The sequence below is a fragment of the Mesorhizobium sp. M1423 genome (genome assembly GCF_040317575.1).
GTDB lineage: Bacteria > Pseudomonadota > Alphaproteobacteria > Rhizobiales > Rhizobiaceae > Mesorhizobium.
The window spans coordinates 164,729-177,461 of record NZ_JAMYKU010000014.1; the positions used below are offsets into that span (position 1 = coordinate 164,729).

At 62.5% G+C, this 12,733-nt stretch carries 14 protein-coding genes; 2 read left to right on the plus strand and 12 right to left on the minus strand.

Annotated elements, in window-relative coordinates; translation table 11 throughout:
- Positions 1 to 180 precede the first annotated feature (180 nt).
- The gene (locus NKG95_RS19040) at positions 181 to 1,302 is read left to right on the plus strand and encodes a branched-chain amino acid ABC transporter substrate-binding protein (protein ID WP_023718365.1); all 1,122 of its coding nucleotides are present in this window, start codon (positions 181 to 183) and stop codon (positions 1,300 to 1,302) included.
- A gap of 98 nt (positions 1,303 to 1,400) precedes the next feature.
- On the opposite strand, the gene NKG95_RS19045 is transcribed toward NKG95_RS19040, so the two are convergent.
- From NKG95_RS19045 to NKG95_RS19095, 11 genes are all read right to left on the minus strand, one after another.
- Positions 1,401 to 3,389 carry an acetyl/propionyl/methylcrotonyl-CoA carboxylase subunit alpha gene (locus NKG95_RS19045; protein WP_352814780.1) on the minus strand — a complete coding sequence of 663 codons (1,989 nt, stop codon included), beginning with the start codon at positions 3,387 to 3,389 and terminating at the stop codon, positions 1,401 to 1,403.
- Positions 3,390 to 3,914: 525 nt separating this feature from the next.
- Positions 3,915 to 4,289: a hypothetical protein gene (locus tag NKG95_RS19050; protein ID WP_502913968.1), complete on the minus strand. Its 375-nt coding sequence runs from the start codon at positions 4,287 to 4,289 to the stop codon at positions 3,915 to 3,917.
- 36 nt (positions 4,290 to 4,325) lie between these two features.
- Complete coding sequence (locus NKG95_RS19055) at positions 4,326 to 4,694, minus strand: hypothetical protein (RefSeq protein ID WP_353041923.1); 369 nt, start codon at positions 4,692 to 4,694, stop codon at positions 4,326 to 4,328.
- 45 nt (positions 4,695 to 4,739) lie between these two features.
- Complete coding sequence (locus tag NKG95_RS19060) at positions 4,740 to 5,150, minus strand: hypothetical protein (protein ID WP_353041925.1); 411 nt, start codon at positions 5,148 to 5,150, stop codon at positions 4,740 to 4,742.
- Between the two features lie 82 nt (positions 5,151 to 5,232).
- Positions 5,233 to 5,763, minus strand: coding sequence for an O-acetyl-ADP-ribose deacetylase (locus NKG95_RS19065; protein ID WP_353041927.1), 531 nt, complete (start codon positions 5,761 to 5,763; stop codon positions 5,233 to 5,235).
- A gap of 1 nt (position 5,764) precedes the next feature.
- Positions 5,765 to 7,372, minus strand: coding sequence for a carboxyl transferase domain-containing protein (locus NKG95_RS19070; protein WP_353041929.1), 1,608 nt, complete (start codon positions 7,370 to 7,372; stop codon positions 5,765 to 5,767).
- Positions 7,373 to 7,376: 4 nt separating this feature from the next.
- Positions 7,377 to 7,760 (minus strand): type II toxin-antitoxin system VapC family toxin, encoded by a 384-nt coding sequence (locus tag NKG95_RS19075; protein WP_353041931.1) that lies wholly within the window; start codon positions 7,758 to 7,760, stop codon positions 7,377 to 7,379.
- Positions 7,757 to 8,149: an AbrB/MazE/SpoVT family DNA-binding domain-containing protein gene (locus NKG95_RS19080; protein ID WP_353041933.1), complete on the minus strand. Its 393-nt coding sequence runs from the start codon at positions 8,147 to 8,149 to the stop codon at positions 7,757 to 7,759. The genes NKG95_RS19075 and NKG95_RS19080 overlap by 4 nt, the downstream gene beginning before the upstream one ends.
- A gap of 82 nt (positions 8,150 to 8,231) precedes the next feature.
- Entirely contained in the window at positions 8,232 to 9,395 is a 1,164-nt protein-coding gene (locus NKG95_RS19085; RefSeq protein WP_352494839.1) for an isovaleryl-CoA dehydrogenase, read from the minus strand.
- A 48-nt stretch (positions 9,396 to 9,443) separates the two neighbouring features.
- On the minus strand, positions 9,444 to 10,106 hold the full coding sequence (locus NKG95_RS19090) for a TetR/AcrR family transcriptional regulator (RefSeq protein WP_352814791.1): 663 nt from the start codon (positions 10,104 to 10,106) through the stop codon (positions 9,444 to 9,446).
- 147 nt (positions 10,107 to 10,253) lie between these two features.
- Entirely contained in the window at positions 10,254 to 10,532 is a 279-nt protein-coding gene (locus NKG95_RS19095) for an acylphosphatase (protein ID WP_353041935.1), read from the minus strand.
- A 198-nt stretch (positions 10,533 to 10,730) separates the two neighbouring features.
- Between NKG95_RS19095 and NKG95_RS19100 the strand changes: the two genes are divergently transcribed.
- On the plus strand, positions 10,731 to 11,237 hold the full coding sequence (locus NKG95_RS19100; RefSeq protein ID WP_353041937.1) for a MarR family winged helix-turn-helix transcriptional regulator: 507 nt from the start codon (positions 10,731 to 10,733) through the stop codon (positions 11,235 to 11,237).
- A 45-nt stretch (positions 11,238 to 11,282) separates the two neighbouring features.
- Here the strand turns inward: NKG95_RS19100 and NKG95_RS19105 are convergent, their stop codons facing one another.
- On the minus strand, positions 11,283 to 12,389 hold the full coding sequence (locus tag NKG95_RS19105) for a pyridoxal phosphate-dependent aminotransferase (RefSeq protein ID WP_353041938.1): 1,107 nt from the start codon (positions 12,387 to 12,389) through the stop codon (positions 11,283 to 11,285).
- Between the last annotated feature and the right edge of the window lie 344 nt (positions 12,390 to 12,733).

Below are 12,733 nucleotides of genomic sequence, written 5' to 3' on the forward strand. Positions count from 1 at the left end.
CAAAAGCCGCGACCGGCCGGAACAAGGCTGGCGCGGCTTTGTCTTTGGGACCGCGTGTTGCAGGCCCAATCGAGTGCCGACGATGCGCCTAGACAGCTCCGGTGAAGGATGAAATTCTCCCGCCACTCTGGAAGAGGCGCGGCCGGGACGGTCGCGCGAGAGTGGAGGAGTTGTGTCACCATGAAGAAATTCAGTATTTTGAGCGCCGCCATATTTGGCCTGATGATGACCGCGCCGGTCGCCTTCGCCGACGACATCACCTTTTCGGTGGTCGGACCGATGACCGGTCAGCTTGCCACCATCGGCGACCAGTTCAAGCAGGGCGCGCAAGCCGCCACCGACGCGATCAACGCGGCGGGCGGCGTCGACGGCCGCCAGATCAAGCTCGACATCGAGGACGACCAGTGCGATCCGAAGCAGGCAGTTTCGGTCGCGAACCGCATCATCGCCAATGGTGTCAAGTTCATCGATGGCCATGCCTGCTCGGGCTCCAGCATCCCGGCCTCCGCTGTCTACGCCGAAGCCGGTGCGCTGATGATGAGTCCGGCTTCCTCGAACCCGGTGCTGACCGACGCAGCGGCGAAGGCCGGCTGGCCGACGATCATGCGCCTCTATACGCGCGACGATGCGCAGGGCGCTTTCATCGGTCCATGGATCGCCAAGAAATATGCCGGCAAGAACGTCGTCATCATGCACGACAAGAGCGCCTATGGGCAGGGTGTGGCCGATGCCGTCAAGGCAACGATGAACCAGAACGGTCTCAAGGAGATCCTCTACGAGGGCATCAACGCTGGCGAGAAGGACTACTCCGCGCTTGTTACCAAGCTCAAGGAGCTGAAAGCTGATGTCGTCTATTTCGGCGGCTATCATCCCGAAGCGGGCCTCATCCTGCGCCAGTCGGCGGAGCAGAACCTCAAGTTCCAGCTGATCATGCCGGACTCGATCGCTTCGCCGGAATTCTGGCAGGTTGCCGGTCCGGCCGGTGAAGGCACCATGTTCGTCTTCCCATCGGATCCGCAGGCGAAGCCCGAAGCCAGGGAAGCCATCGCCAAAATCAAGGCCGGCGGCTTCGTGCCGGAGGGCTTCACGCTGTTTTCCTATGCGGTGATCCAGGCCTTCGCCGAAGGCATCAAGCGCGCCGGCAGCGACGACCCGGCCAAGGTCGCTGAAGCGTTGAAGAACGGCCAGCCGATCAGCACGGTTGTCGGTCCGGTCACCTTCGACGAGAAAGGCGACCTCAAGAACGCCAGCTACGACATCAACCAGTGGCACGACGGCAAATACGCCCCGATCCAGCCGTAATGGCCGCGGCGCCGCAAGCTGCGCTGGTGTAATCGAACATGGCCGGGGTCAAACCCGGCCATGTTGTTCTTGGCGATGCCTTTGTGACGCGTTCGAAATCACTTCGTGGATAGGGAAACAGCAGTCAGCTGTGGTTCCTCGGCAAAGCGAACCAGCACGGTTCCGTCGGTGACCTGCGCGCCTTCGGCAGCGATCTCGGCGATTACCCCGTCATGGGGGGCGGCAATGGTGTGCTCCATCTTCATCGCCTCCAGGATCAGCAGCGGCTGCCCCTTGATTACGGCCTCGCCTTTGCCAGCACGAACCAATTTGACCAGTCCCGGCATTGGCGCGCGCAGGCTGCCGGAAGCGGCTGCGGCTTCGTCGGCCCGCGCCAGCGGATCCGGCACGGCAAAACCGTAGCCGATGGCGCCTTCGAAGACCGTGACGTGGCCCGGCCAGCGGGCGAGGCGAGGCGCGGCGCGGAGATCATGCGAATTGGCGCTGTCATAGGGGGCATCCAGCGCCACCTCGAACCGCCCGTCCGGCCGCACCGATACGCGCGCGACGATCCCCTGCTCGCCAAATCTCAGCAGCGTGCGCCGCGCCGCCGCGTGGAAATGCGCATAGCCGGCCAGTGACGACCAGGGATCGTCGGAGGACGGCAAGTCGCCCGCACCAGACGCGGCAAGTGCCGCAGCGGCAATCGTCTCACCGCTCGGCGGCGGAACCGCCGTCAGCGCCTGCTGATGCCTGGCGATCAGGTCGGTATCGACATCGCCCGCCGCAAAATCCGCATCAGCGGCCAGCGCGGCAAGAAAGGCGGTGTTGACCGTCGAGCCGGCGATTTCGGTCTGCGACAGCGCCGCGCCGAGTGCCGTGAGCGCCGTCCGCCTGTCCTTGCCATGGATGACCAGCTTGGCGATCATCGGATCGTAAAACGGCGAGATCGCATCGCCGGCGCGCACACCGGTTTCGATGCGCATGCTCGCACCTTCGGGCGCCGGTTGCGGAAATTTTAAATGGTGCAAGGTGCCGGTCGCCGGCAAAAACCCTCTTGCTGCGTCCTCGGCATAGATGCGCGCCTCGAAGGCGTGGCCGGAGAGCGCGACCTCGCTCTGCGTCTTCGGCAGTTTTTCGCCGGAGGCCACCCGCAACTGCCACTCGACCAGGTCGATGCCGGTGACCATTTCGGTGACCGGGTGCTCGACCTGCAGGCGGGTGTTCATTTCCATGAACCAGAAACGGTCGGCCTTCAGACCTTGCGAGGCATCGACGATGAACTCGATGGTGCCGGCGCCGGAATAGTGGATTGCCTTGGCGGCCTTCACCGCCGCCTCGGTCATCGCCTTGCGCAACGCCGGCGTCATGCCGGGGGCAGGCGCCTCCTCGATCACCTTCTGGTGGCGGCGTTGCGCCGAGCAGTCGCGCTCGTAGAGGTGCACGACATTGCCGAAACTGTCGCCGAATATCTGCACTTCGATGTGGCGCGGCTTGTCGACATATTTTTCCACCAAAACGCGGTCGTCACCGAAGGCGGCCTTCGCCTCGCGCCGCGCGCCAGACAGTGCTTCCGAAAAATCATCAGGATGCTCGACGCGCCGCATGCCCTTGCCGCCGCCACCGGCGCGCGCCTTGATCAATACGGGGTAGCCGATCTCGCGCGCCTTGGAGGCGAGCAACACGATCTCCTGCGCCTCGCCATGATAGCCCGGCACCACCGGCACGCCGGCCTTTTCCATCAGACGCTTGGCCGCGTCCTTCAATCCCATGGCGCGGATCGAGGCCGCCGACGGCCCGATGAAGATCAGCCCCGCCGCGACCACCTGGTCGACGAAGTCGGGATTTTCCGAGAGAAAGCCGTAGCCCGGATGAATGGCCTCGGCACCCGTGGCCAAGGCCGCCGCGATGATCTTGTTACCCCGCAGATAGCTTTCGCCGGCAGGCGAGGGACCGATATGCACCGCCTCGTCCGCCGTCTCGACATGCAAGGCGCGAGCGTCGGCGTCAGAATAGACGGCGACGCTGCGCACACCCATCCTGCGTGCCGTGCGGATCACCCGGCAGGCGATCTCGCCACGGTTGGCGATCAGGATCTTGGCGAACATCGGGCCTCCACAGGCAGAGCTCGCCGCCAACGGCGCGAATTCTCTTCACGCGAGCTGCGGCAATACCCCGCTTTGTAATCTGGCCGTCAAAGGATAGGCAAGCGAGGCCTGCCTACTTGGAGGCCGCGATTTCGCAAGCTCCACCGGTCGTGACCTTGTAATGGCTGCGGGTGGCCTGGCAGGATTTCATAGCCATATCCTCGGCAGCCTTTTGCGAGGGCGCATTCAAGCGCGAGCCGCACATGATGTACAACGAACGCACTCTGGAATACGGAGTGGTCGCATACGCTGAATGGCGCTGGCCGCCACATACGCCTTATATGCCTTGGTACACGGCCGATCCGCGGTTGCCGGCAAATACGGGTAGAAACGGACGTCGCCCTTGCTTCCAACTAGCGATTCGGCGGCGCCAACATTCGGTGCAGAGGCCACGAGCAGTGCAAGTACCAATATGGTTGCTCGCCTGATGGATAAAGATTTCATTGCCCAACCCATTTGAAAAAACCAAGACTGGCAGATATTCAGCTATTTGGAGGCGGCTATTTCGCAGCCTCCGCCTGTCGTAACCTTGTAACTGTTGCGGGTGGCCTGACAGGATTTTAACGCCAACTCTTCGGCAGCTTGCTGTGACGGTGCATTCAAACGCGAGCCGCAGATGATGTACAGCGAACGCACCCGGGAATACGGAGTGCTTGCGTAGGCCGAATGGCCGCCGGCCGCTACATAGGCCTTGTAAGCCATGGTGCATGGATCCTTCGGATTCTGCGGCAAATAGGGGTAGAAACGGGTCTCGCCCTTGCTTCCCGCCAGCGATTCCGCCGTTCCTATGCCAGGTCCCGTGAATACAAGAAAGCCTGCAAGTATCGACGTGATTGTACTTTTGACGTGTCTCGGTGTCATTTTTCCCCCTGGAAGAGCGAACGCCAACAGCATCTCCTACTTGGAGGCAGCGATGCTGCAAGCTCCCGCGGTTGTGACCTTGTAGCTCTTCTTGGCTGACTGGCAGGATTTCAGCGCCTGTGCCTCTGCAGCCTTTTGCGACGTTGCATTCGCACGCGCGCAAATCATGAACTCGGTCGCCCAATTGAATGGAGTCGACGCATAAGCGGAATGGCTGCCGGTCGCCACATAGGCCCTGTATGCCTTCTGACAGCCTCCCGTCGAGCCAGGTGCGAAATAGACGGGATAGCGGCTGTCGCCCTTGCTTCCCGCCAGCGACTCCGCTGCTCCGATGCCGGGTGCCCCCAACACGAGCAACCCTGCAAATATGGATACAGTTGTTTTCTGAAAAAGCTGAAGTCTCATCTTCGCCCTATCCCCATTTGCTATCTGGCCCTTTGATGCCGAAAGCTACTTGGAAGCGACTACGCCGCAGCCGCCGACCATGTCCACTTTGAACTTCTTGCGACCGGCTTCGCATGACTTAAGCGCGAGCGCTTCGGCAGCCTTCTGGGATGGTGCGTTAATGTGCACGCCGCAGACGAAATACAGGACCCTTGCTCCGGTGATGGTCGATGCGTAGGCGGAATGACCGGCCGCAGCCACATAGGCGTTGTAGGCCTGCCTGCAATTGCCTTCCGAGCCTTGCTGAGGGAGATACACGAAGGAACGCTTGTCGCCGACTTTCCCAGCCAGCGACGCCGCTGCACTGATGCCAGGCGTCGCTAATATAAGCAACCCCGCAAGTATAGACGCAGTTGTTTCCTTGAAAAGCCGCCGTTTCATCTTCGCCCAATCCCCATTGGTATTTGCGATGACCAATAGCCGTGATTCTTTCGGCTGGCCAGATGAAGAAGCAAAAAAATGGTCTGGAGGTGTGGACGGGTTCGTCGCCCGCGCAGGGTCACACCCTGCCGAGTGCAGCAACGACCCGCTGATACAGTTCGGCCGTCGGCTCGTCGAAGCAGCAGAAAATGACGGTTTCCGGAACGATGTTCTGGCCGATGAAGGCACTCACGGCACCGACAGCAATTTGCGTCGCCTGATCCTTAGGATAGCGGTAGACACCGGTCGAGATCGCTGGAAACGCCACCGTCCGGCAGTCCTTTGCGGCGGCGATTTCGAGTGACCGGCGATAGCAGGAGGCGAGCAGCTCGGCCTCTCCTTTGCTGCCGCCTTGCCAGACCGGTCCGACCGTGTGGATGATGTAGTGTGCCGGCAGCCTGTAGCCCTTGGTGAGTTTTGCCTCGCCAACCTTGCAGCCATTCAGCATCCGGCATTCGAACTCAAGCTCGGGGCCGGCCGCCCGGTGGATGGCGCCGTCCACGCCGCCGCCGCCGAGAAGCGAGGTGTTGGCGGCGTTGACGATTGCATCGACCGCCAGCTTCGTGATGTCGCCGGTGTGAACGCGAATCCTCTGGCCGATTGCGCTCATCTCACATCCTGAACACGCCGAACCGGGTCTCCTCGATCCCGGCGTTCAGCGCGGCCGACAGGCTTAGCGCCAGCACCTCGCGGGTCTTCGCCGGATCGATGATGCCGTCGTCCCAGAGCCTTGCCGACGAATAGAGCGGGTGACCTTCATGCTCGTACTTCATCAGGATCGGCTTCTTGAATTTGGCTTCCTCTTCGGCGCTCCACTCGCCACCCTTGCGCTCGATGCCTTCGCGCTTGACGACGGCCAGCACCGTTGCTGCCTGTTCGCCGCCCATCACCGAGATGCGGGCATTCGGCCACATCCACAGGAAGCGTGGCGAATAGGCGCGTCCGCACATACCGTAATTGCCGGCGCCGAACGAGCCGCCGATGATCACGGTCACCTTCGGCACCTTGGCCGTTGCGACCGCCATGACCAGCTTGGCGCCATCCTTGGCGATGCCGCCGGCCTCGTATTTTCGCCCGACCATGAAACCGGTGATGTTTTGCAGGAAGACCAGCGGGATCTTGCGCTGGCAGCACAGCTCGATGAAGTGCGCGCCCTTCAGCGCGCTTTCCGAAAACAGCACGCCATTGTTGGCGACGATGCCGACCGGCATGCCGCTGAGGTGGGCGAAGCCGGTGATCAGCGTGGTGCCGTAATTCTGCTTGAACTCATCGAACTCGGAGCCGTCGACGATGCGGGCGATCACCTCGCGCACGTCGTAAGGCTGGCGCAGATCCGTCGGTACGATGCCGTAGAGTTCATGTGGATCGTGAAGCGGCGGAATCGATTTCTTCAGGGCCAGGCTTACAGTCTTGTTCCGATTCAGGTTTTTGACGATACGCCGGCATATTGCCAGCGCATGTTCGTCGTCGAGCGCATAGTGATCGGCAACGCCGGAAAGCCTTGTGTGCACGTCGGCGCCACCGAGGTCCTCGGCGGTGACGTCCTCGCCGGTGGCCGCCTTCACCAGCGGCGGCCCGCCGAGAAAGATGGTCGCCTGGTTGCGCACCATGATTGTCTCGTCCGACATCGCAGGCACATAGGCGCCGCCGGCCGTGCATGAACCCATGACGCAGGCGATCTGCGGAATGCCGGCGGCCGACATGTTGGCCTGGTTGTAGAAGATGCGGCCGAAATGATCGCGGTCGGGAAACACCTCGTCCTGATTGGGCAGATTGGCGCCGCCGCTGTCGACCAGATAGACGCAAGGCAGATTGTTCTGCAATGCGATCTCCTGTGCACGCAGATGCTTCTTCACCGTCAGTGGATAATAGGTGCCGCCCTTCACCGTGGCGTCATTGACGACGACCATGACTTCGGTGCCTTCGACGCGGCCGACGCCGGCGATGAGGCCGGCCGAGGAGATGTCCTCGCCATACATCGACCACGCCGCGAACTGGCCGATCTCGAGGAAGGGCGAGCCGGTATCGAGCAATTGGGCAAGACGTTGCCGCGGCAGGAGCTTGCCGCGCGAAACATGCCGCTCACGCGCTTCCTCCGAGCCGCCGTGTTCGACCGTAGCAGCCTTTTCCGCAATATCGGCGACCAGCGCCCGCATGCGCTCGGCATTGGCGCGGAAAATATCGGAGACGGGCGAGATCTGCGAGGTGAGGGGGGCCATGGCGCTACCGGATCAGCTCGATCTTGCAGCCGACATCCAGGTCGCCCCAGTCGCGATCGGCGGTGACGGCAATGGCGTTCTCGCGAATCGCCAGCGCCAGGCAGGCCCGATCGCCCAGCGACAAGCCGCGATGCCGCGTCAGTTGGCGAAGCTGGCCGGCGGCGATGCCCATCGCTTGGTCGAAAACTGCGATCGGCATGCCGAGACTTCCGAGGTCGTCGGCAGCCTGTTCCAAGCTGCGTCCCTTGTCGATCAGCTTGGCAATGATCTCGGCCGCATTGACCGAGCTGCATTGTGCATCCGGCGCGAACCCCAAAGCACTCTCGGTGCCTTGCTCGTTGAGCAGGATTGCGAGCGCCGCCGAGCTGTCCATGACGTATGGCTTCATTTCACCCGCTTTTCCGTCGTCCCTTCGGCGTGAAGCCGGTCGAGACGCTTGTCGCTTCGACGCTGCTCTTCCCGCCGCTCCTTCAGAAATTCGTCGACGACGCTTTCACCGGGCTGTTTCAGCGCCGACAATTCGGCCTGAACGCGTCGCAGATTCTGCAGCCACGATCTTACCCGCAACTCGCCGTTTTCGACATGAAGGATCATGTCCTCGCCAGGCTTCACGCCCATCTCCTCGCGCATCGCAGCAGGGATGACGAAGCGCCCGCCCTCGCCAAGCTTGACGCGCTCGCGTTTCGCCGGAACCCGAAGCCGCGTTTTGCGAGCGCCAGCATCGAACTGTGCTTGCGGATCTTCGTCAAATCCGGACTTTCCCGTTCTGCCCGCCATGGTCCGTCTCGCTTGTATTTATGGCATATGTCCCGAAGTATGCCATATCGTGCGGCTTCTGGCAAATCTCAAAAGAATGCCATTAGGCGCCCTCCGCCATGATTTCCCGCCCGATCAGCCAGCGACGGATTTCGCTGGTGCCGGCGCCGATCTCGTAGAGCTTGGCGTCGCGCAGCAGCCGGCCGGTAGGGTAATCGTTGATGTAGCCGTTGCCGCCCAAAAGCTGGATGGCGTCGAGCGCCATCAGCGTCGCCTTTTCGGCGGCGAACAGCACGCACCCGGCGGCGTCCTTGCGCGTCGTCTCACCGCGATCGCAGGCGGCGGCTACGGCATAGACGTAAGCACGCGCCGCATTCATCGTCGCATACATGTCGGCGAGCTTGCCTTGCACCAGCTGGAACTCGCCGATCGGCTGGCCGAACTGCTTGCGTTCGTGCACGTAAGGGATCGCCACGTCGAGGCACGCAGCCATCAGGCCGATCGGGCCGCCGGCAAGCACGGCGCGTTCGTAGTCGAGGCCTGACATCAGCACCTCGACGCCGCGCCCTTCCTCGTGCAGCACATTGTCGAACGGCACTTCGACATTGTCGAACACCAGCTCGCCGGTGTTCGAGCCGCGCATGCCGAGCTTGTCGAGCTTTTGCGCCACCGAAAAACCGGCAAAGGCCTTTTCGACGATGAAAGCGGTGATGCCGCGCGAATTGAGTTCCGGATCGGTCTTGGCGTAGACGACCAGCGTCTCGGCATCCGGCCCGTTGGTGATCCACATTTTGGTGCCGTTGAGCACGTAGCGATCATTGCGCTTTTCGGCGCGCAGGCGCAGCGACACGACATCTGAGCCGGCACCCGATTCCGACATCGCCAGTGCCCCGACCTTTTCGCCGCTGCAGAGCGAAGGCAGATATTTTTCTTTCTGTGCCTGCGTCGCCCAGCGGTTGATCTGATTGACGCACAGGTTGGAATGGGCGCCGTAAGAGAGGCCGACCGAGGCCGAGGCGCGCGAAATCTCCTCCATCGCCACGACATGGGCGAGGTAGCCCATGCCGCTGCCGCCGAAATCGGGATCGGCGGTGATGCCGAGCAGGCCGAGCCCGCCGAGCTCCACCCACAGATGTGCCGGGAATTCGTTCGAGCGGTCGATCTCGGCGGCTATCGGCGCGATTTTCTCCTGGGCGAAGCGCCGCACCAGATCGCGCAGCGCCTCGATGTCTTCGTCAAGCCCGAAGTTGAGCGTCTGCGTGTACATGCCGTTCCTCCCGGCGCACGACCGCGAAAATCGGGATCATGCGCGAAATCAAAGTGCTACAGCGTCCTTTGCGCGCTCGAATGGACGCACGGTGCCGTGGCTCGTCCTCGCGCCATCGCTCTTTGCTCCAACAAGGCGCATTGTCATTGCTAGATATGTAGCGGTGACTTCGGCGATCGACAGCCGTTCGCCCGGCCGGAACCAGACGATGACGCCGGTCATCATCTGGATCAGCGCCATGGCGGTGAGCCCGGTGTCCTCGACGCTGAACAAGCCCGCTTCGACGCCGTCGCGCAGAATGGCGCGCAGCTCCTTCTCGTAAGCGGTGCGCATGCGCAGGATCTGCGTGAGTCTTTCGTGCGACAGGCTGCGCAGCTCCATGTTCGAGACATGGGTGGAATGGCGGCGTTCGACGTGGAAAGCGATGTGGTTTTCGACATAGGCGGCGAGCCGCGCTGCCGGATCGGCGCCGACAGGGCGTGTTGCGCGCCACGCCTCGATCAAGCCTTCCATATGCTCGCGCATCAGCGTGAACAGAAGGTCCTGCTTGGTCGGGAAGTAGCGGTAAAGCGCCGCTGCCTGGACGCCGACCTCGGCCGCCAGCTGGCGCATCGACATCGCCTCGTAGCCGAGACGCGCAATCAGGCTGACCGCCGCCTCGCGGGCCGCAGCTTCGGTCTTCTCGCCGTCGGAGCCGGTCGTACGCGCCATGATAAGCTCGCCTTTTCGCGAACAATAAAACAAACGTTCAATTAATTCAAGGATCCGAGGTTCGGTCAGGGCAATGGCTTCAGGTTTGCTCTATCTGCACCCTAGAGATTTTGTGCGATGGAAGCGAATGAGCAGGATCATGCCTTGCTAGGCAACGATCCTGAAACCCGCGGACATGTGGCGCGCCTCGATCTGCTCGACGTCGACCTTCGAAACTGCTGCCCCTGGCGGCCCTTGCCAAAGACGTTCGATCATTGTCGAGACCGCCGCATCGGCACCTGCAATCAAGGCTGTCACCGAGCCGTCAACTTCGTTGCGCACCCAACCGGCAAGGCCAAGTCCAGACGCCTCGCGCCGCGCCCAGACCCGGTAGCTGACGCCTTGCACCTTCCCGTATATGCGTACCTGCACCGTCCGGTCGGCCATCGCGCTCTCCATCCTCTGAATCGAGTCTGGCGCATCGCTGTGCAAATTCAACCAGGCAACGTGCATCGAAGGTCTCTCTGCCGATCGCGATCTGCCAGTTTCACGTGCGAGATAGGCGGCGCCTCCATCAATGATTGACTAAGTCAAATAATAGGCGATCATGGTCCTGACGGAGCGGTCCGTCCGAAGGAGGTCGACATGCCGGCCGATCGGAATGCCCTTGTCGCGGAGATACGTGGCTTCAATCGCTTCTACACGCGCCTGATCGGGCTGCTCGACCTGACCTTGACGCACAGCGCCTATACGCTGGGCGAGGCGCGGCTGCTGTTCGAATTGGGCAGCCGATCCCGCGCTGCCGCCAATAGCGGCGGTGAGGCTGGGTTTCTGGCACGGGCGTTCCACCTCGATCTCGGACCGGCAGCCTCCGAAATCGCCGCCGAACTCCGGCTCGATCCGGCCTACGTCACGCGCGTCCTGAGGAGATTCGCTGCCGCTGGCCTGACCGAGATACGCACTGACCCAGCCGATCGGCGCAGACGCATCCTCTCGCTAACCGCTCGCGGAAGTGCGGAACTCGCCAGGCTTCAGGCTGCGACGGATCGCGATCTCGCCCGGCTGACGGCCAGCCTCGCCGATGACGCGGCTGCCGAATTATCGGACGCCTTGAAACGGGTCATGCGCCTGCTTGATGGTGGGGAGAAGTAGCGGCGGTACTGGAGGTCGTGGTGCTCCGTCGCCCCTTTTGGCGCCTCAATTCCCCCGCGCTGCCGCCAGTGCGCCGGGCAGTTCCTCGGCAAAAATGTCGAGCTCGTGATCGAGGCCGACGCTGACCCGGATGCAGCGGTCGAGCACTGGCACCATCGGCTTGCGGATGAACACGTCGCGCGACAACAGCGCCCGCAGCACCTTCAGCGCGAAAGCGCCGTCGCGGCCGCAGTCGATGGTGACGAAATTGGTCGCCGAAGCCAGCGGCTTCAGCCCGTTCGCCTCGGCTATTCCGGCGATGCGCCGGCGGCCGGCGGCGACCCGCGCCACCACGCTCTCCAGCCAGGCCTGATCGGCAAGCGCCTCGACGCCGGCGATCTGCGCCATGCGGCTGACGCCGTAATGGTTGCGGATCTTCTCAAAATCGCGAATCACCTGGGCTTCGGCCACCGCGTAGCCGCAGCGTATGCCGGCTAGCCCATAGGCCTTGGAGAAGGTGCGCATGCGGATGACGTTCGGCCGCGCCACATCGATCGGCGGCATCGCTGAGGCTGGCCCTAATTCGCCATACGCCTCGTCGAGCACCAGCATTGTGGTCTCCGGCAAGGCCTCGATGAAGCGGCTGAGCTCGGCCGCTTCCCACCAACTGCCCATCGGATTGTCCGGGTTGGACAGATAGACCAGCGGCGCCTTGTCCCTGGCCACTGCCGCCAGCAGGCCGTCGAGGTTTTCTCGGTCGTTCTCGTAGGGCACTGCGACCAGCCGGCCGCCGACGCCGGCGACGTGAAAGTTGAAGGTCGGGTAGGCGCCGAGCGAGGTCACCACCGCGTCGCCGGGCGCCACATACATGCGCGCCACCAAGCTGAGCAGCCCGTCTATGCCTTCGCCGACGACGACGTTTTCGGCGCCGACACCGAGATGTCGGGCCACGGCTACCTTCAAATCGTGATTGTCGGGGTCGCAATACATCCACATGTCGCCGGCAATCTCGGCCATGCGGGCAACGACCCGCGGCGAGGGGCCAAAGCTGCTCTCATTGGCACCGATGCGGGCGCGAAAGGCGCGGCCGCGATCACGCTCCTGCGCCTCAGGGCCGACAAACGGCACCGTAGAGGGAAGCGCGTCGATGAGCGGCGTAAGGGGAGGGCGCATGGCAAAGGCTCGTTCAAAAAGGGCCTTCTTGCTAGCCTGCCAGCTTGGCCTGCGCAAGTTCCGCGGCAGGCGGGAACTGTCGCATTAGGGCCTAATAAGAATTGGGATTGAACGAAGCCGCTGGCGCGGCATTTGGTGCGCGGGTTTGCGGATGAGGCTTCTGTTTTGAAGGATTGCGGCTGTTGAAACGCAATCTTGAGAACAGGAGATGAGAGATGGCCGAGTTGAACCCGCTGCGCCACCGCATGTACATACATGTCGCTCTGCACGCAACAATTGCTATCAGTGTCGGATCGACCGCGTGTAATCGGATCGGCTGCACCGGCTTGAGGCTGTCGTACTCC

What these genes read in the sequence shown, in the direction of transcription:
- NKG95_RS19040 (WP_023718365.1), top strand. Translation starts at nt 181, where the DNA reads ATGAAGAAATTCAGTATTTTGAGCGCCGCCATATTTGGCCTGATGATG.
- NKG95_RS19045 (WP_352814780.1), bottom strand. Translation starts at nt 3,389, where the DNA reads ATGTTCGCCAAGATCCTGATCGCCAACCGTGGCGAGATCGCCTGCCGG.
- NKG95_RS19050 (WP_502913968.1), bottom strand. Translation starts at nt 4,289, where the DNA reads ATGACACCGAGACACGTCAAAAGTACAATCACGTCGATACTTGCAGGC.
- NKG95_RS19055 (WP_353041923.1), bottom strand. Translation starts at nt 4,694, where the DNA reads ATGAGACTTCAGCTTTTTCAGAAAACAACTGTATCCATATTTGCAGGG.
- NKG95_RS19065 (WP_353041927.1), bottom strand. Translation starts at nt 5,763, where the DNA reads ATGAGCGCAATCGGCCAGAGGATTCGCGTTCACACCGGCGACATCACG.
- NKG95_RS19070 (WP_353041929.1), bottom strand. Translation starts at nt 7,372, where the DNA reads ATGGCCCCCCTCACCTCGCAGATCTCGCCCGTCTCCGATATTTTCCGC.
- NKG95_RS19075 (WP_353041931.1), bottom strand. Translation starts at nt 7,760, where the DNA reads ATGAAGCCATACGTCATGGACAGCTCGGCGGCGCTCGCAATCCTGCTC.
- NKG95_RS19080 (WP_353041933.1), bottom strand. Translation starts at nt 8,149, where the DNA reads ATGGCGGGCAGAACGGGAAAGTCCGGATTTGACGAAGATCCGCAAGCA.
- NKG95_RS19085 (WP_352494839.1), bottom strand. Translation starts at nt 9,395, where the DNA reads ATGTACACGCAGACGCTCAACTTCGGGCTTGACGAAGACATCGAGGCG.
- NKG95_RS19090 (WP_352814791.1), bottom strand. Translation starts at nt 10,106, where the DNA reads ATGGCGCGTACGACCGGCTCCGACGGCGAGAAGACCGAAGCTGCGGCC.
- NKG95_RS19095 (WP_353041935.1), bottom strand. Translation starts at nt 10,532, where the DNA reads ATGGCCGACCGGACGGTGCAGGTACGCATATACGGGAAGGTGCAAGGC.
- NKG95_RS19100 (WP_353041937.1), top strand. Translation starts at nt 10,731, where the DNA reads ATGCCGGCCGATCGGAATGCCCTTGTCGCGGAGATACGTGGCTTCAAT.
- NKG95_RS19105 (WP_353041938.1), bottom strand. Translation starts at nt 12,389, where the DNA reads ATGCGCCCTCCCCTTACGCCGCTCATCGACGCGCTTCCCTCTACGGTG.